Origin of the sequence: Kurthia huakuii LAM0618 (genome assembly GCF_000505545.1) — a bacterium.
GTDB lineage: Bacteria > Bacillota > Bacilli > Bacillales_A > Planococcaceae > Kurthia > Kurthia huakuii.
Genome location: NZ_AYTB01000015.1, coordinates 167823 through 185839 on the forward strand (window position 1 = coordinate 167823; position 18017 = coordinate 185839).

Sequence of the window (18017 nt, forward strand, 5' to 3'; positions counted from 1 at the left end):
CTTACAGTTGGCGTAAGGTTTCGTACAATTATTCAATTTTGAGGGTCTGAATCTTTCTTCAACGTTTTAAAGGCTTGCCACATCGACAATAGGTAGACAAACCAAATGACGATGCCTGTGGGATTTAGGCCATGTTGCGAGCGACCACCAAACAAGTAGAAAATAACCGTTAGTAACATAAGGATGGTTATTGCGACCATTGATAAGAGGGCCCTATTTTTTTTAGAGAGTGTCCACGCGTATTTTTCGTGTCGTGAAAATGCATAACTTAGTAATAGTAGTACAACTAATATCGCCATAGCGAAGAATAGACTCACGTGACTGCCGAAAAAATCGACATATAATATGACGTTAAATAGTAAAAAGGCGAGTACAATCGAAATTTTTTCCATAAGAGCACCTTCTTTTACGTATTTTTACATCATTATACCGTAGAGAAAGTTACGATCGTTCCTGTTTTTTGTACGTCCTTCAACATCACCTGCCCTTTCGCTATAATAGATGACATAGAACGGATAGTGATGGTGATAAAATGTATAAAATTTTAGTAATGGAAGATGACCCGGTGATTTATGAAGAATTGCAATTTCTTTTGCGTTTGCAAGGGTATGAGACAGTGACAGATTTCCCTTGTGATTTGGCGTTGTTAGATGTGAATTTACCTGGGAAAAATGGCTTTGAAATCGCACGCACGATACGCGAAACGTCTGACATACCGATTATTTTTTTGACGGCGCGAGATGCGGCAGAAGATGAGTTGATTGGCTTTCGGATTGGGGCGGATGATTATATTCATAAGCCGTACAATTCCGCGATTTTATTAGCGCGTATGGAACGGTTGCTAACGCGACAAACGTCTACGGTGAGCACAGTGCGCGAGCTTCAGCTAGATATCGCTAATTTGAAAGTGTGTTATCATGGTGAAACAATCGAGTTAACGAAAAATGAAAGTCGCATTTTAGCGCGCATCGGTGTATCAAAAAGTTTACAAACTACCACATTAGCCAAACAATTACTATTATTTTTCGCCTTTCCGGTGTTCGTTCCAATCTTATTAACGATTCCGACAGCGCTTATTGCAGAGCAGTTTGTGCAGTTGTTAGGCTTTCATCAGGAACTCACGATGTACGCATTATCGGCGATGATTGTCGCGGTTATGCTCGTAATCTACGGAATTTACTTTTTTGTAACATTTGCGATTACGAAAAAGAATGTGCTGTAAAATTTTTCAATTAATTGAAACTATTTAGCGCCCTACCCGTTCTAATTATGATGAAAGGGTGAGGACGATGTGGATTTTATTTGGCGTGTTAGCCCTCGTTGCGACATTTTTCAATTTCTATTTGTATGTGAAAGGTAAAGATTATCAAATCGCAATGGCGCTTGGGTTGTCGTTTACGGCTTTAACAGTATGTGCAGAATATACACTTGTATCAGATTGGGTAAAAGCGGAGGATTGGACAGCTTTAATGGATGTCGTACCTAGTATGGAAACAGCACTCTGGGTGTTAACCGTGCTTGCGATTGCCATCAATCTAGCGCCGGTTTTTTTAGAGGCGAAGCGAAAAAAATAACAGAAATGGAAAAAACACGCTGCTTATGGCGTGTTTTTTTCATCAATTATTATTCTTTTTGCCAATCCCAGCGCTGCCAGAGCACCTTTTGTTGCACGGCACTAGAAAATGCTTTTTTCGTCAGCATTAACAGCTTATTGTTATTTTCGTACTCGCCTGTAATACAACCTGAACAAAATTGATGACAATTGTTTAAAATTAAATTGTATTTTCGTGTTTGTCCAATGACCCGTTTGGCATTTTCGCTTGCATGGTAATACGTAATCGGCTGTCCATCGGCGTTTACAGGAATAAAAATATCACAATCAAGCGTCGTTGGATTTGCGGTGAAAATGTCTGGTGTGACAATTTCAATTTTTCCCTTGCCATTTAATTGCGCAATGCGATGATCGCCCATGTAGATGCCGGAGTGTTCCATTTTAAATAATTCGCAGTAAATTAACGAACCGACACCAGGCTCTACATTGTCTTTAGACAAATCTGAAATATTCTTCTTTCTACGATGCGGAGAATCATACTGTTCAGCGAGTTCATTTAAAAGAACGACCGGTATTGCTTGCGGAAAGCTGGCCATTATAAGTGTTTTTTTGAGAAGGTCTTTCCCTCCTATGTTCAAAAAGTTGTTCATTTACTTAAAATACTTCCCATCATATTTCTTTTTCAATGCTTTAAAGTCATTGTTTAACTGATGCGCCGCATAATAAAGGGCTGCATTGCTTTGTGCTGTCGAGCCGTTGTCACCGAATAGGCTTTCGTAGCGGCTCGCGCGTTCCGTTAGCGCGTCACTCTCTGCTACAAACCATTTCCCTTGATCGGCGTCCACTTGTTTTAATTTTTCGACGTCGTTCAATAATTGATTAAAATCGGCGTTAGATTTTAATTGTAGTAAGGATTTGAATGAGAACGTTTTATTGTTGAAGTTAAGCGCACCGCGACCTTCCCCGTAAAAGAGCGATGAAATGGTCACGTTAAACGAGCCATTTGATTGAATGCCTGTAAAGGTGAATACTAAATCACCTAGTTGGCCAGCTCCTTTTTCGAATTTCCATGTAGCAGGGCTGCCTTGTGTGGAAATGACGGTTTGTGCAGACGTTTCTTTAATGTTTCCAGGAATGCCAGAGACGCGTACAATGGCTGATTGGTCATCTGTATAGCGGACAGTTACCATCGAATCATTTAACGAGCCATCGTAAATATCTTTTCCTTCATGATAATAATGTTGGTTGTAGACACCTGTATAACGGTAGCCATTTGAGTACAGAAAACCCTCATATAGTTTCATGCCCTGGAATAATGGCTCGCCTTGATGCAATTTCTCATCGTGTACAAAGAGCGCGTTTTTCTCTTTCTCTATACCATCGACATACAGCTTCTTTTTGTATGTATTGACGCCATGATGTTTTTTCCCTTTGGAATACAGCGTCTTTTTATACAATGTGTAACCTTTTGGAATCGATCCCTTTACATAAAGTGTGCCTTTGTAGAGCACTGTCCCTTTTGCGAGCACCCCTTTTTGGTACAGTTTCTTTTTAAAGACCGTCGTTTTTTTGACAACCTTGCCTGTTTTGGCATCGACGAGCTTGCCTTTGACGACTTTATAGCTTGCGGCTTGCGCGGGTGTCGTGATAGTCGAAGCGGCAATAGAAACAATCGCCGCTGCTGCGATAAATTTTTTCATGAATAAACCCTCCTTTCCTTCTAGCGTAACAGGAGAAAACGTCCAAATATAGCCGGCAGAAGCGCTAATTTTTTAAAAGAAAACGATAGGAATTCGTGATTTTTAATAGGTTTTTGAAAAACATTGCGATAATGACACAGTTCATCTGTTATATAACAAAAAATGCTTGATTTTAAAGTAAAGGGTATCTTTTTTTTGTATTTTTTAGTTAAAATAAACATGTTCACAACATGATGTGGACATGTACAGATAGCTATAGCTATTTTATTTTTTACATATATTTATCAGAAAATTCTGTGCATAAGACCACATATATTTAGGAGGATGAAACATGAATGCAATTACACTTGTAATTGGAGCAATCTGTGTGCTAGCGATAGCATATCGTTTGTACGGCATTTTCTTTACGAAAAAAGTATTGAAAATCAATGATGATACGCCGACACCAGCACATGAAAAAAATGACGGTAAAGATTATGTGCCGACGAACAGATGGGTAGCGTTTGGTCACCATTTCGCAGCCATCGCGGCAGCAGGACCACTTGTCGGGCCTATTTTAGCAGCGCAATTTGGTTATTTACCAGGCTATTTGTGGCTCTTAATTGGTGCTGTTATTGGCGGTGCTGTACATGATGCGGTTGTACTATTTGCATCGATGATGAAAGGTGGTAAATCGTTATCAGAAGTCATGCGTGAGGAGCTTGGGCCGGTCGCTGGATTTTGCACAGGGCTTGCGATGTTATTTATTATTACGATTACGATGGCCGGTTTATCAATGGTTATTTTAGGTGCATTAGCTGAAAATCCGTGGGGCACATTTGCGGTTGCGGCAACGATTCCAATTGCGATGCTTATGGGGATTATGCAGCGTGTGATGAATAATTTATGGATTCCGACTGTTATCGGGATTGCGCTTTTAGTAGCGGCGGTATTTTATGGGCCTTATATCGAAGGCACGTGGTTAGGCAATATTTTAACGTTAGACAAAGCGACGTTATCTATTATTTTACCGATTTATGCATTTTTCGCGGCAGCACTTCCAGTTTGGTTCTTATTAGCGCCGCGTGATTATTTAAGTAGCTTTATGAAAATCGGTGTTTTTATTGCGCTTATTATTGGGATTTTTATTATCAATCCCGCAATTCAATTCCCAGCTATTATTCCAGATTTCATTAATGGTGGCGGTCCAATCGTGGCGGGTCCTGTGTGGCCGTTCGTGTCGATTACGATTGCGTGTGGCGCAATTTCTGGCTTCCATGCGTTCGTTGGTTCAGGGACAACACCGAAAATGTTGGACCGCTGGGAAGATATTCGCGTTGTAGGTTTTGGCGCGATGCTTGTCGAGTCGTTAGTTGGTGTTATGGCCTTGATTGCGGCGACTGTACTACATCCAGGAGATTATTTTGCGATTAACTCGTCGCCAGAAGTTTTCCAAACACTTGGTATGACAACGGTTGATTTGCCACAACTCGCAGCAGCAGTTGGCATGGATTTAGAAGGGCGTACAGGTGGTGCGGTGACACTCGCAGTTGGTATGGCATCTGTTTTTGCAGGAGTTGAATGGTTTAGTCATTTGACGCGGTATTTCTATCAATTCGTTATTATGTTTGAAGCCGTATTTATTTTAACAGCGATTGATGCAGGGACGCGTACAGCACGCTATTTAATTCAAGATTTCTTAGGCAATGTCTACAAACCACTGAAGAAAACAGACTGGATACCCGGCGCTATTTTTGCGAGCGCGCTAGCTTGTATCATGTGGGGATATTTACTGAATTCAGGTGATATTGCCTCTGTTTGGGCGTTATTTGGCGTTTCCAATCAGCTGATGGCATCGATTGGTTTGGCTTGTGGTGTGACGTATGTGTTGAAAGTAGCAGACAAACGCATTTACGCGTTAACATGCTTTATTCCACTTGTGTATTTATATGTGACGGTTAATGTGGCAGGCTTCTGGATGGTGAAAAACGTTTATTGGAACGGAGCTGCAAGTGGCTTCAATGTTTTAAACGGCGTTTTATCATGCGTTATGCTCGCACTTGGCGTCGTCATTGTCATTGCTTCTGCGATGAAGTGGAAACAACAATGGCAAGATCCACGCTTTGTAAAAACAATCGCATAGAAAAAAGGAATCGCCTCGGCGATTCCTTTTTTTATGGCTATTATTCAATACCGTATTTGATATAACCGATTTGCATTTCACCCGAAGTTTTCATTGCATCAGGCGTTGAGCGTAGTGCCTGTTCTTCTGACATGCCTTGATGCTGTACTTTATAAGCTGCAGGAGACATGTTGTATTTATTTAACAAACTCTTTCAACTACCCCCACTTAGCGTTTTCACGATCTCGCTTGAAGTGGGGGATTCCTACGAACAGTGCATGCTTGTTCCTACTTGCTCTACTCATTGAGGAGGGTGTCTTCTGCGAAAAAACGATAAAAGAAGAATGGCAGAGCATACTTTGACTATTTTCTTCATCTTTTAATCTCCTGATTATAACTTTTGAAATCATAAAGTCTAGATTATTTCCAAAAAATAGTTTGCACTCTTTTGAGAAGAGTATCAATAAGATCTTCTTCATATTAATATTAAGTTGAACGTATGTTTTTCGATGCGTAAAAGGCCGATCGTTCGGTTTGCATTTGGGTATAAATGGAAAGTTATTTCAAGATTCTTTCTAGTGGACGAAAAGTCGCGCGTCTATAATAAGGTGTGTTTCATATGAGGATACAGGTGTATTATAACAAACCTGGACAAATGGTTAAAAATTTTCAGAAAAATTTCATAAAAAAAATACTTTTATTTGTCGTATTTTTCATCTTTCATGTTATTTTTCTTGTAAAATTCAAAAAAGACAGAAAATTAATGGTATTGCTTAATTAAAAATTGTCTGATAGTGTTAGTTATGTAAAATTGAATACGCCACATTCGATGGTACAGCATACGATGTCTACATAATCGATGTTGTTTAAAAGGGAAGCCTGTGAGAATCAGGCACTGTCCCGCAACTGTATTTGGGAGTCTATAAGTAAAACGCCACTGTTCTCTTGTAAGGAGAATGGGAAGGGATTTATAGATGATGATCATAAGTCAGGAGACCTGCCCTTGAATGAGCATCAATTTAACCTACGAGGATAGGGAGGTGTTAACGAGAGGGCCATTGTCATACTATGCACAATTTATTTTGTCGTATACAAATATGTGTTAGTGTATGTTTATTTTGTATTGCCTAATTATTAACTACTGAACAACTTCGTCTAAAGGGGATGGAAGTTGTTTTTTTGTACTTCAAAATGATAAAAGTGGAAATTGTAATGTTCTATTTGAAAACGCTTACTTTTAATTTTTAACAAAGGGGATAGAAGTATGGACAAAGTTTATTCGCCAGGATTAGATGGCATCATTGCAGCAGAAACAAAGATTTCACTACTTGATACAGTAGATTGTCAAATTGTTATTCGTGGCTATGATTTAATCGAGCTTTCACAAAATAATAGTTACTTAGATTTAGTTCACTTGCTTTATCATAATGAATTACCAACTGCACAGCAGAAAACAACGATGGAAAATGCATTTAAGCAATATTATGAAGTTCCAAACGAAATATTTGAAATATTCAAACTATTGCCAAAGACAACGCACCCAATGGATGGCTTACGTACAGGAATTTCTTCACTTGCTGGATACGATGAAAATATCGAAAATCGTTCGCCTGAAGAAAATTTAGCACGTGCATATCGCTTGTTAGGGAATATGCCAAATATTGTAGCAAACAGCTATCGTGTTATTAACGGCCAAGAAATTGTTGAGCCAGATACATCACTATCGTATAGTGCAAACTTCTACTACATGATTACAGGGAAAAAGCCAACGAAACTAGAAGAACAAATTTTTGATGAATCACTTGTGATGTATATTGAGCACGAGATGCCGAATTCAACGTTTGCAGCTCGCGTTATCGCTTCTACACAGGCAGATTTATACGGTGCATTAACAGGCGCTGTTGCTTCACTAAAAGGTAGCTTGCATGGCGGTGCAAATGAAGCAGTAATGTATATGTTACTCGAGGCAAAAACGGTTGAAGGTTTTAAAGTATTACTGCAAGAAAAATTAGCAAATAAAGAAAAAATTATGGGCTTTGGCCATCGTGTGTACATGAAGAAAATGGATCCACGTGCATTAATCATGAAGCAAGCCTTGCGTAAACTGTGTGATGAAAAAGGTGATGATTTACTGTATCGCATGTGTGAAGCTGGCGAAATTATTATGGAGCAAGAAAAAGGTTTATATCCAAATTTAGACTACTATGCAGCGCCAGTGTACTACATGCTTGGATTACCAATTGAATTGTATACACCAATTTTCTTCAGTTCAAGAACAGCAGGTTTATGTGCACATGTTATCGAACAGCATGAAAATAACAGATTATTCCGACCTCGCGTAAATTATACAGGCGAGCGCTATAAATCTTAATACCTTAACAGCATTAACCACAAAGGGTGATTTACAAGGCCCGCCCACCGATATATGTTGGTCTAGAACATATATCGAATACTCATTATAAAGAAAAATACTGAAAAAGGGAAGAGTGTCTATGATTAAAACAAATGATATTACAAAAACAGATCAATTATTAGAAGATATTGCGGATTATGTATTAAATACAGACATTACTAGTGAAGAAGCATTTGAAACAGCGCGTTATGTATTACTTGATACATTAGGTTGTGGTATTTTAGCACTTCAATATCCTGAATGTACAAAATTATTAGGACCTGTTGTACCAGGCACTGTTGTACAAAACGGCACGCGTGTACCAGGAACATCATATGTTTTAGACCCAGTTAAAGGAGCTTTCAATATTGGTTGTATGATTCGTTGGCTTGATTACAATGATACATGGCTAGCTGCAGAATGGGGACACCCTTCAGATAACTTAGGTGGTATTTTAGCGGTGGCGGATTACGTGAGCCGCGTCAACGTTTCAGAAGGGCGTTCACCTTTAAAGGTTCGTGACGTATTAGAAATGATGATTCAAGCACATGAAATTCAAGGAGTTCTAGCATTAGAAAATAGCTTAAATCGAGTTGGTCTTGACCACGTGTTATATGTAAAAGTAGCAACAACAGCTGTTGTTACAAAAGCACTTGGTGGTTCTCGTCAAGAAATCATTAATGCTTTATCGAATGCATGGATTGATAATTCAAGCTTACGTACGTACCGTCATGCGCCAAACACAGGATCTCGTAAATCATGGGCTGCTGGTGACGCAACAAGTCGTGCTGTTCATTTAGCATTAACAGCATTGAAAGGTGAAATGGGTTATCCAACAGCTTTATCTGCACCAGGCTGGGGCTTCCAAGATGTTTTATTCAAAGGTAAAGAATTAACACTTGGCCGTCCGCTTGGTTCATATGTAATGGAGAATGTTCTATTTAAAGTGTCGTTCCCTGCAGAATTCCATGCACAGACAGCTGCTGAATGTGCAGTTGCTTTACATGACGAAGTAATTGAGCGTTTAGAGGATATTGAAAAAATTCAAATTGTAACACACGAATCAGCTATCCGCATTATTGATAAGGAAGGTCCTTTAAATAATCCTGCTGACCGTGATCACTGTATTCAATACATTACAGCTGTTGGTTTATTATTCGGCGATGTGACCGCAGACCATTATGAGGACGAAGCAGCGAAGGATCCACGTATTGATGCACTACGCGATAAAATGTACACAGTGGAAAAAGAACAATATACAATCGATTATTTAGATTCAGATAAACGCTCGATTGCTAATGCTGTACAAGTTTTCTATAAAGATGGCACGACATCTGAATTGGTGGAATGTGAATACCCATTAGGACACCGCTTCCGTCGTGATGAGGCGTTCCCATTAATTGTTAAAAAATTCAAAGAAAACATGGCGACACAATTTGCGACAAAACAATTAACTCAAATTGAACAAGTTTGCCTTGATAAAGAGCTTGTTGAATCAATGAACGTCAACGAATTCGTTGATTTATTCACATTATAAGGGGGAATAGGAATGGCTTGGGTGGTAGAATCAGCGGTTTCACAAAAAGAACTAGCAGAACAATTTCGCTCATTAGTGAAAGAACCTGGAATTTTACAAATTCCTGGTGCCCATGATGCAATGGCAGGTTTAATGGCAAAACGTGCGGGCTTCTCGGCATTATATTTATCAGGTGCTGCTTATACAGCTAGTCGTGGACTCCCAGATTTAGGGATTGTCAACTCGAATGAAGTAGCAGACCGCGCACGCGAAATTATTCGTGCAACAAATTTACCGATTCTTGTAGATATTGATACAGGATTTGGAGGTGTGTTGAATGTTGCGCGTACCGCACGTGAAATGGAAGAGGCCGGCGTTGCAGCTGTACAAATTGAAGACCAGGACTTACCGAAAAAGTGTGGTCATTTAAACGGTAAAAAATTAGTGACACAAGAAGAGATGGTCCAAAAGATTAAAACGATTAAACAAGTAGCTCCATCGATTGTTATTGTTGCTCGTACAGATGCACGTGCAGTAGAAGGTTTAGAGGAAGCTATTACTCGTACAAAAGCCTATATCGCAGCAGGTGCAGATGCCATCTTTCCAGAAGCATTACAAGATCAACAAGAATTCAAAAAATTTGCGACAGAAATTGATGTACCATTGTTAGCAAATATGACGGAATTCGGTAAAACACCGTATTACACAGCGGAAGAATTTGAAGCAATGGGATATGGCATGGTTATTTATCCTGTAACGTCAATGCGTGTAGCAGCAAAGGCATATGAACGTGTCTTTGGTTTAATTAAAGAACAAGGAACACAAAAAGAAGCATTAAATGATATGCAGCCGCGTAGCGAATTATACGATACGATTTCGTATGATGATTTTGAGGCGCTTGATTCAACTATTTCCAAAACGGTACTAAAGCAAGGCCAATAAACGAGATAACGGTATTCTCTTAGACTTCAATGAATAGAATGGGTGGTAACTATGAAAAACATTAAAAAAGTATTAGTCGCAAATAGAGGCGAAATCGCAATACGAATTTTCCGTGCGTGCACGGAGCTAGAAATTGCGACTGTCGCTATTTACTCGAAGGAGGATACCGGTTCTTATCATCGTTATAAAGCAGATGAAGCATATCTAGTCGGGGAACATAAAAAACCAATCGATGCGTATTTGGATATTGATGATATTATTCGTATTGCCAAACAAAGTAATGCGGATGCCATTCATCCAGGGTACGGATTTTTATCAGAAAATATTCACTTAGCAGAACGTTGTGAAGAAGAAGGCATCATTTTTATTGGGCCACGTGTTGATCATTTAGACATGTTTGGTGATAAAGTGAAAGCAAAAGAACAAGCGAAATTAGCGAACATCCCTGTCATTCCAGGGAGTGACGGACCTGTCAGTTCGCTAGATGATGTAATGGCATTTGCTACTACACACGGTTATCCAATTATCATTAAAGCAGCACTAGGCGGTGGCGGTCGTGGTATGCGTATTGTACATGAAGCGTCAGAAGTAGAAGAAGCTTATACACGTGCTAAATCTGAAGCACAATCTGCATTCGGTAGTGATGAAGTATATGTTGAACGATTTGTACACAATCCAAAACATATTGAAGTACAAATTATTGCTGATACACACGGGAATATCGTGCATTTATATGAACGTGATTGCTCGGTGCAACGTCGTCACCAAAAGGTTGTAGAAATCGCACCATCTGTGTCCTTATCTTTAGAATTACGTGAACGTATTTGCCAAGCAGCTGTACAACTTGCTGAAAATGTTGCATATGTAAATGCAGGAACAGTTGAATTTTTAGTGTCGGGCGATGAGTTTTTCTTCATTGAAGTAAACCCGCGTGTGCAGGTTGAGCACACAATTACCGAAATGATTACCGATATCGACATCGTTCAAACACAAATTTTAATTGCGGAAGGGTATTCATTACATGGCGATGTTATTAACATCCCATTGCAAGCAAATATTCGTACGCATGGCTTTGCAATCCAATCACGTGTTACAACAGAGGATCCATTAAATCATTTCATGCCTGATACAGGGAAGATTTCAGCATACCGCTCAGGTGGTGGCTTTGGTGTTCGAATCGATGCAGGCGATGCTTTCCAAGGTGCGGTGATTACACCGTATTACGATTCATTACTTGTAAAAGTTTCGACACATGCGACAACATTTGAACAAGCAGCACGTAAAATGTTGCGTAATTTACGTGAATTCCGTATCCGTGGTATTAAAACAAATATTCCATTTTTAAAAAATGTGGTACAACATCATGACTTCTTAAGTGGCGCTTACAACACATCATTTATCGATGTTACACCAGAATTATTCGATTTTGCGGAAAGTAAGGACCGCGGTACGAAAATGTTATCGTACATTGCGAATGTAACGGTCAATGGCTTCCCAGGTATCGAGCAGCGCGAGAAGCCGCATTTTGAAACGCCGATTATTCCACCATCGAAGGTTACAGCTACTTTTTCTCCAAATTTAAAGCAAATCTTAGATGAACAAGGTGCAGATGCGGTTGCGAAGCTCGTTCAAATGAATAAGAAAGTACTTGTGACCGATACAACATTCCGAGATGCGCATCAGTCGTTACTTGCTACCCGTGTTCGCTCAAAGGATTTAATTGATGTAACAAAACCAACTGCTACGCTATTACCAAACCTATTCTCAATGGAGGTATGGGGCGGTGCAACATTTGATGTCGCCTATCGCTTCTTAAAAGAAGATCCATGGAAGCGATTAGAAGCGATTCGCGCACTAGCACCTAATACGCTATTGCAAATGCTACTGCGCGCATCAAATGCAGTTGGATATAAAAACTATCCAGACAATGTCATTCAGCAATTTGTTAAACAATCTGCAGCATCTGGCGTTGACGTCTTCCGGATTTTTGATAGCTTAAATTGGGTGAAAAGCATGGAAATCGCAATCGATGCAGTAGGTAATGCCGGGAAAATTGCTGAAGCAGCGATTTGCTATACGGGGGATTTAAATGACCCCAAACGTGCAAAATACAATTTAGCTTATTATAAAAAAATGGCGAAAGAGCTAGAAAATGCAGGCGCGCATATTCTAGGCATTAAAGATATGGCAGGTTTATTAAAACCAACTGCCGCAAAACGCTTAATTACGGAATTAAAAGAAACAGTAGATATTCCAATTCACCTACATTCACATGATACAAGTGGCAATGGCATTATCACATACAAGGAAGCCATTGATGCAGGTGTCGATATTGTTGATACAGCAATTGGCTCTCTTTCAGGGCTGACATCACAACCAAATATTCAATCATTGTATTATGCACTGGAAGGGAATTTACGCCAACCAGATGTATCTATTCAATCATTAGAAAAGCTTTCAAACTACTGGGCAGATGTACGCACGTATTATAGTGATTTTGAAAGTGGTTTAAAAGCTTCTAATACTGAAGTGTATCAACATGAAATGCCAGGCGGTCAATTTAGTAATTTACGTCAACAGGCAAAAGCGGTTGGCTTAGGTGAGCGCTGGAATGATGTAAAAGATATGTATCGCCGTGTGAATTTATTATTTGGTGATATTGTTAAAGTGACACCGTCATCAAAAGTTGTTGGTGATATGGCACTATTTATGGTACAAAACGATCTAAGTGAAGAAGATGTATTAACGCGTGGCCAAACAATTGATTTTCCGGATTCAGTTATTGAATTATTTGCCGGTTACTTAGGCCAACCAGAAGGTGGTTTCCCTGAGCAATTACAGCAAGTTATTTTAAAAGGGAAGCAACCAATTACGGTTCGCCCTGGTGAGTTGCTAGAAGCGGTTGATTTTACTGATTTGGCTAAGCAACTAGCAACGGAAACAGGAAGTGTACCAACAGAGCAAGATACAATGGCTTATGCGCTTTATCCAAAAGTATTCACTGAATATCAAGCGGCATATGAACGATTCGGCGATATTTCTTGTCTCGATACACCAACATTCTTCTATGGAATGAAGGTTGGTGAAGAAATTAGCGTCGAAATCGAAAAAGGAAAAACATTATTTATTAAACTACTATCTATTGATGAACCCGCAGCAGATGGAACACGCCATGTTAATTTTGAGTTAAATGGTCAATCACGTTCTGTAAAAGTGAAGGATGAACGTGTGAAATCAAATGTAAAAGCTGTGCCGAAAGCAGACGTAAAAAATAAACATCATGTCGGTGCTACAATGCCTGGTACGGTGTTGAAAGTTTTAGTTGATGTAGGCACAAAAGTAAAACAAGGTGATCAGTTAATGATTACAGAAGCAATGAAGATGGAAACAACACTTCAAGCTCCTATGAATGGCCTCGTTAAAGCGATTCCTGTGAAAAATGGGGATACAATCGAGGTAAATGATCTACTAATTGAGTTTGCATAATTATTTACAGAACATGAACTCCCCAACGTACATGAACGGTTAAATAACAAAAAACTCACTCCTAAAAGGCACACACTAATTACCCCATTAGTGTGTGTTTTTTTACTTAAATTTTACGAAAAAATATGATACAATAAAATTAATAACATAACGTGTATGAGCTGGTGCGTGTGAGAGCATGCTTAAAAGGGAAGTGCGGTGAAAATCCGCCACTGTCCCGCAACTGTGATTCGGAGTCTTTTATATGAAGCCACTGGAATTTCTGGGAAGGCATAAAAGATGTGGATGAGAAGTCAGGAGACCTGCCAGTTTCTAGTACACACCAAATGCCTACGTGGAAATAGGTGGTGTTTTGTGCGACATTTGTAGTGGGCTTTTCCCCGCTTATTTGAATTTGCATAAAAATCCGACGCTATTTCTTTATTGAAATAGCGTTTTTTGTTTGGCTTATGTTAAATAAAAAACAAGGAGTTTTACGAATGAATACAAGCACTTATGTAGAACAATTTTGGGCAATGATTTTAAACAACCAAGTAGCGGAAACTTATCGTACAATCGGCGATATGCAACACGCACTAGTGACAGGAAATCCACAACAGCAGCAAATCATTATGCAAGCGTATGAAATTGTGCGTCAAGAATTAGTGGGGCGTGGCTAGTATTATGTTAAATGAGGCAGAAATGGACGAGTTATTACGCCAATGGGATGATGAAGAGATGTTGTATCAAGAATTTGAACTGATTTAAAAATTGCCACCTTTGTTAGACATGTCCATCAAAGGTGGCAATTTTTTTAACTAAAATGCATAGTAATTGGAAGTTGAAGGAATTAGTTGTTTTTAAATAGCACTTTAACCAGGGCAAGCACAAATATGATACGTTAAAAGGTAATGAAAAAAGAGCAACCATAGCCAATCTTTTTCATAATAGATTCCTTATTATGGAATTAATTAGAAATTTTTCTAAACAAAATCGAAACAAATAAGACTACTAAAATTAAGCTTACTGATATTAAAAAAGATACGATGGCAATGAAGAATACAGCACCAACAGTAATTTCATACAAATTAAATAAATTAAGTGAAAAATTTATAGTAAAGAGTATGCCGAATAAAATTCCTAGTGTTTTCTTTTGTAACAACTTAAATCACCGCTTTCTATATCCTATATATCGTCATAAATTGGAATCATTTAACATAAAAAGAAACTTACCGATACTATGATTAAACAAAGGAGGAATTCCATGCTTACGAGTATTAACAACACAAACCAGCCTTTCGCTAATCAGAATGTTTCTATGACAGAAACTAAAAAAAACAATGAAAATTTAGTAGAATCAGTTAAATCAGAGCAACCTGTAGAAGAGAAAAAAATTCAATATGACAAATATGGTCATACATATGTTGGGGGTATCAACGTAGCGAACTCTGTATTAGCCGATAAGTTTTCTGAAGAAGATGTGGTCAGATGGAAGGGTATTCTTGAAAGTCGAGGACCACTAACAACCGTTTTTAACCGTATTTGTTTCCCGCCCTCTTCAAACCTTCCTAGTGGAACTATGTCGATGAGCTTTTATGACTTTATGTATCTCGTAGAAAAGGGCGATGTCGTCAATCCACAACATGCATTAAATGCGGCAGATGCCAAACAGCAAGTTGAAAATGGCAACTGGTCTACTTTTTTTAAGCATACGACGGTGTATGGCAAAAATGTCAATGCAGCGGAATATATGAAGAGTCTCCCAACGATCCAACGCATTTATGAAATGGGCTTAGTAAAACCAAATGGCGGCTTAATGACCTTCGACGATATGACGTCATTACTGCAACAAAAAAAGGATGAAGAGCAAAAAATACGATTAGACCGCGCGCATATTTACCAAGTGGAAAAGCCTGTTATGGAAATGAATACATCTGAAAAAATGAAGCAAGGGTATCGTAATTCAATTTAATAAAAGTTCCCTAAATTGAGTTTTGAGACTATCAAAAAAGTCACGATTATTGCTTCGTGGCTTTTTTAGTTCCTATGGCGATTCGTGAAAGTACGCAAAACACTTAGAGAATTGGAATGATTTTGTGGTCTAACCAGTGCTTTGAGGGCATTCTTACTATCTTAAAGAAAAGAAAAAAAATTAGAAGGCTTGTAACTTTTAGATTGTGAATTCATATAGAAAAGTAGATTGAATAATAAGAAAAAAGGTGTGTGGTAAGTTTGAAAAAAATGTTAGAAAATAGGTTGGCTTATTTATATTCAGGAGAACTATTTTCTCTAATCATGTTTGTACCTACTAGTTATCTAATAAATTACGCATTTCCTAATCTACAATTGTATTCTCTATATTCATTTTGGGTATCTTTTATCCTTTTAGAGTTTCTTTTGTTACAAGGAACGATTTATTGGTATATAAAACTTAAAAGATTAAGAAATGAGAATAACCCTATAACTCCCATTAAGGTTGTTCGACAATTACATAGTTTAAAAACAGTGAATATAATTGTAATTGTAAGCACGATCATTGTATTTGCTTTTGATTTCATAGAATGGTATCCATCTTTGCCATTAAGCGGTTTAACAATCGCCTTCTTTATATATATCTTTGCAATTTTAGAGTTTATTAACTACTTTTATATGCAACTCTCATACAATATCTCTGACAGTAAAGGTTTGTTAAGAAATAGAAAATTAAAGACTTCTTGTATGAATAAAGATTTTAAACGGATTAAGAAATTGGAACTCTGAAAGGTAGCGCTATTTTCATTGATAACGTATTTAAGAAATAAGGTTAATAAACACCAAAAGAGTTAGATTTTATTGACTTAAAGTAACGAAGGCTTTTCTAGTTCCTATGGCGATTCGTGAAAGTACGCAAAAAAGCGTTAGCAATAGTTACAGAATTTGGTTGTTTTAGTTTCCTGCAATTTTTTGGGAGCTTATTTAAAATATCGTATAATGTTATAATTATCCAGTAATTGAATTTTGGGAAGGTTTTTAATGCAAGTTTGTGGGTGTCCTAGCTTAAAGAAAATTAAAATTGAGGAAAGTGAAATAATGAGAAAAAAAATAGGTTCTACAAGTAAAGATTTAGCAATATTAGTAGTGATGGTGTTATTTTTACTTTTATTAATAATAGTAGCGAATTTTGGGTTAGGGATTCAAAAAAATGACACTATTTATATTTTGGAATATTAATCAAATATAAAAGAGTGTCATGGATCATTTTTTTTAAAAGGGGTGTAATATTGGACTTATATTTTTACTTCAATATGTTTAGAAATATAATTGTTACTTTTTTTCAAAATGGTATTTGGGTAATTGGATTTTTTTACTTGTTAATTAAGACATTTGAGAATGATAGACTAAAAGATTTTTCTAAATATGTAATAGGTATCGTTTTGGTAATATTACTTATTTATTCAGTAATAGAGAGCATGTAAACTTTCTATTTACTTCAAGTAATATATACATAACTAAACAAAAAAACTTTCCAAGGATTCTTTGGGAAGTTTTTTTAGGGAGTGGATAGTTTGAAATCTTTTGAAACTCAAAGATTAATATTAAGACAAATTGACGAAAGTTGGTCAGAAGAAGTTCTTCAATATTACGATAGAAATCGTCATTTCTTATCTGATTGGGAACCAAAACGTTCGGAAGAATTTTATACACTGGATTTTCAAAGAAATTTTCTTCAAGAAGATTTTAAAGCTAATGAAAGCGGAAAAATACTTAGATTATGGGTTACTAGTAAAAATGATAAGCGAAAGATTATAGGGTGTATCACATTTAATTTAATCGTACGGGGAGTTCTACAATCTTGTATTTTAGGTTACAAACTAGACAAAGATGAAATCAATAAAGGCTTAATAACAGAAGGGATAAAGCGAGCGATTGATGTAGTATTCGATGAAGTAAAGTTGCATAGAATCGAGGCACCCATTTTACCTATAAACACTGCTTCTATAAAAGTTGTCAGTAAATTAGGCTTCGAAAACGAAGGTCTTTCTAAAAAATATATAAAAGTAAATGGCAAATAGGAAGATCACACGAGATGGGCATTAATTAATAGCAACGAGGAATAAGGGTTTATAAAGTATACAAGCTAAATATAGATAACGTTTCCAAATGAAACTTTGGATATCTTTCACACCCTTGCAGTATCTATGATAAAATGGTATATATTGTATATTTTTTGATTTGGGGGATGGGACTTGAAAGTAAAGATGTGGTTTATAAAATTAATGTTTAATATTCAATTGTATGTAGGGAAAATACGTTTACTGGGCTATGCTGTGTTATTAGAGATCCTTGTAGGAATAGGCGATGTCGCTTTC

16 protein-coding genes and 2 riboswitches are annotated in these 18017 nt (G+C 37.6%); of the genes, 12 read left to right on the plus strand and 4 right to left on the minus strand.

Features of this window, described 5'->3' with window-relative positions:
• Positions 1-32: 32 nt before the first annotated feature.
• Positions 33-392: a hypothetical protein gene (locus tag V514_RS0112540; RefSeq protein WP_029500274.1), complete on the minus strand. Its 360-nt coding sequence runs from the start codon at positions 390-392 to the stop codon at positions 33-35.
• Between the two features lie 140 nt (positions 393-532).
• On the opposite strand from V514_RS0112540, the gene V514_RS19225 reads away from it, so the two are divergent.
• Together V514_RS19225 and V514_RS0112550 are read left to right on the plus strand one after the other, a co-directional pair.
• A complete protein-coding gene (locus V514_RS19225) occupies positions 533-1222 on the plus strand; it encodes a response regulator transcription factor (protein WP_029500275.1) in 690 nt (229 codons plus the stop codon).
• A gap of 67 nt (positions 1223-1289) precedes the next feature.
• The gene (locus tag V514_RS0112550) at positions 1290-1574 is read left to right on the plus strand and encodes a hypothetical protein (RefSeq protein ID WP_029500276.1); all 285 of its coding nucleotides are present in this window, start codon (positions 1290-1292) and stop codon (positions 1572-1574) included.
• 49 nt (positions 1575-1623) lie between these two features.
• Here the strand turns inward: V514_RS0112550 and V514_RS19230 are convergent, their stop codons facing one another.
• Both V514_RS19230 and V514_RS0112560 read right to left on the minus strand, forming a co-directional pair.
• Positions 1624-2148 (minus strand): lecithin retinol acyltransferase family protein, encoded by a 525-nt coding sequence (locus tag V514_RS19230; protein ID WP_029500277.1) that lies wholly within the window; start codon positions 2146-2148, stop codon positions 1624-1626.
• 54 nt (positions 2149-2202) lie between these two features.
• On the minus strand, positions 2203-3252 hold the full coding sequence (locus V514_RS0112560; protein ID WP_029500278.1) for a hypothetical protein: 1050 nt from the start codon (positions 3250-3252) through the stop codon (positions 2203-2205).
• Positions 3253-3583: 331 nt separating this feature from the next.
• Between V514_RS0112560 and V514_RS0112565 the strand changes: the two genes are divergently transcribed.
• The gene (locus tag V514_RS0112565) at positions 3584-5374 is read left to right on the plus strand and encodes a carbon starvation CstA family protein (protein WP_029500279.1); all 1791 of its coding nucleotides are present in this window, start codon (positions 3584-3586) and stop codon (positions 5372-5374) included.
• Positions 5375-5414: 40 nt separating this feature from the next.
• Here the strand turns inward: V514_RS0112565 and V514_RS20785 are convergent, their stop codons facing one another.
• Entirely contained in the window at positions 5415-5543 is a 129-nt protein-coding gene (locus V514_RS20785; RefSeq protein ID WP_268744218.1) for a hypothetical protein, read from the minus strand.
• A 623-nt stretch (positions 5544-6166) separates the two neighbouring features.
• Positions 6167-6372, plus strand: a riboswitch (cobalamin riboswitch).
• A 245-nt stretch (positions 6373-6617) separates the two neighbouring features.
• Here V514_RS20785 and mmgD point away from each other — a divergent pair.
• From mmgD to V514_RS19240, 9 genes are all read left to right on the plus strand, one after another.
• Entirely contained in the window at positions 6618-7724 is a 1107-nt protein-coding gene (mmgD, locus tag V514_RS0112580) for a citrate synthase (RefSeq protein ID WP_029500280.1), read from the plus strand.
• 121 nt (positions 7725-7845) lie between these two features.
• Entirely contained in the window at positions 7846-9282 is a 1437-nt protein-coding gene (gene prpD, locus V514_RS0112585) for a 2-methylcitrate dehydratase (RefSeq protein ID WP_029500281.1), read from the plus strand.
• Positions 9283-9294: 12 nt separating this feature from the next.
• The gene (gene prpB, locus V514_RS0112590; protein ID WP_029500282.1) at positions 9295-10203 is read left to right on the plus strand and encodes a methylisocitrate lyase; all 909 of its coding nucleotides are present in this window, start codon (positions 9295-9297) and stop codon (positions 10201-10203) included.
• Between the two features lie 51 nt (positions 10204-10254).
• On the plus strand, positions 10255-13689 hold the full coding sequence (pyc, locus tag V514_RS0112595) for a pyruvate carboxylase (protein WP_029500283.1): 3435 nt from the start codon (positions 10255-10257) through the stop codon (positions 13687-13689).
• Between the two features lie 145 nt (positions 13690-13834).
• A riboswitch (cobalamin riboswitch) is annotated at positions 13835-14013 on the plus strand.
• Positions 14014-14168: 155 nt separating this feature from the next.
• On the plus strand, positions 14169-14348 hold the full coding sequence (locus tag V514_RS0112600) for a hypothetical protein (protein ID WP_029500284.1): 180 nt from the start codon (positions 14169-14171) through the stop codon (positions 14346-14348).
• Between the two features lie 638 nt (positions 14349-14986).
• Positions 14987-15640, plus strand: a complete 654-nt coding sequence (locus V514_RS0112610; protein ID WP_152528982.1) for a hypothetical protein — start codon at positions 14987-14989, stop codon at positions 15638-15640.
• A gap of 260 nt (positions 15641-15900) precedes the next feature.
• Positions 15901-16428, plus strand: a complete 528-nt coding sequence (locus V514_RS20685; RefSeq protein ID WP_029500286.1) for a hypothetical protein — start codon at positions 15901-15903, stop codon at positions 16426-16428.
• A 252-nt stretch (positions 16429-16680) separates the two neighbouring features.
• Positions 16681-16878, plus strand: a complete 198-nt coding sequence (locus tag V514_RS0112620; protein WP_029500287.1) for a hypothetical protein — start codon at positions 16681-16683, stop codon at positions 16876-16878.
• Positions 16879-17213: 335 nt separating this feature from the next.
• Positions 17214-17720, plus strand: coding sequence for a GNAT family N-acetyltransferase (locus tag V514_RS19240; protein WP_035944849.1), 507 nt, complete (start codon positions 17214-17216; stop codon positions 17718-17720).
• Positions 17721-18017 lie beyond the last annotated feature (297 nt).

Coding starts and splice junctions, on each gene's coding strand:
- V514_RS0112540 (WP_029500274.1), bottom strand. CDS start 392: ATGGAAAAAATTTCGATTGTACTCGCCTTTTTACTATTTAACGTCATA.
- V514_RS19225 (WP_029500275.1), top strand. CDS start 533: ATGTATAAAATTTTAGTAATGGAAGATGACCCGGTGATTTATGAAGAA.
- V514_RS0112550 (WP_029500276.1), top strand. CDS start 1,290: ATGTGGATTTTATTTGGCGTGTTAGCCCTCGTTGCGACATTTTTCAAT.
- V514_RS19230 (WP_029500277.1), bottom strand. CDS start 2,148: ATGGCCAGCTTTCCGCAAGCAATACCGGTCGTTCTTTTAAATGAACTC.
- V514_RS0112560 (WP_029500278.1), bottom strand. CDS start 3,252: ATGAAAAAATTTATCGCAGCAGCGGCGATTGTTTCTATTGCCGCTTCG.
- V514_RS0112565 (WP_029500279.1), top strand. CDS start 3,584: ATGAATGCAATTACACTTGTAATTGGAGCAATCTGTGTGCTAGCGATA.
- V514_RS20785 (WP_268744218.1), bottom strand. CDS start 5,543: ATGTCTCCTGCAGCTTATAAAGTACAGCATCAAGGCATGTCAGAAGAA.
- mmgD (WP_029500280.1), top strand. CDS start 6,618: ATGGACAAAGTTTATTCGCCAGGATTAGATGGCATCATTGCAGCAGAA.
- prpD (WP_029500281.1), top strand. CDS start 7,846: ATGATTAAAACAAATGATATTACAAAAACAGATCAATTATTAGAAGAT.
- prpB (WP_029500282.1), top strand. CDS start 9,295: ATGGCTTGGGTGGTAGAATCAGCGGTTTCACAAAAAGAACTAGCAGAA.
- pyc (WP_029500283.1), top strand. CDS start 10,255: ATGAAAAACATTAAAAAAGTATTAGTCGCAAATAGAGGCGAAATCGCA.
- V514_RS0112600 (WP_029500284.1), top strand. CDS start 14,169: ATGAATACAAGCACTTATGTAGAACAATTTTGGGCAATGATTTTAAAC.
- V514_RS0112610 (WP_152528982.1), top strand. CDS start 14,987: ATGACAGAAACTAAAAAAAACAATGAAAATTTAGTAGAATCAGTTAAA.
- V514_RS0112620 (WP_029500287.1), top strand. CDS start 16,681: ATGCAAGTTTGTGGGTGTCCTAGCTTAAAGAAAATTAAAATTGAGGAA.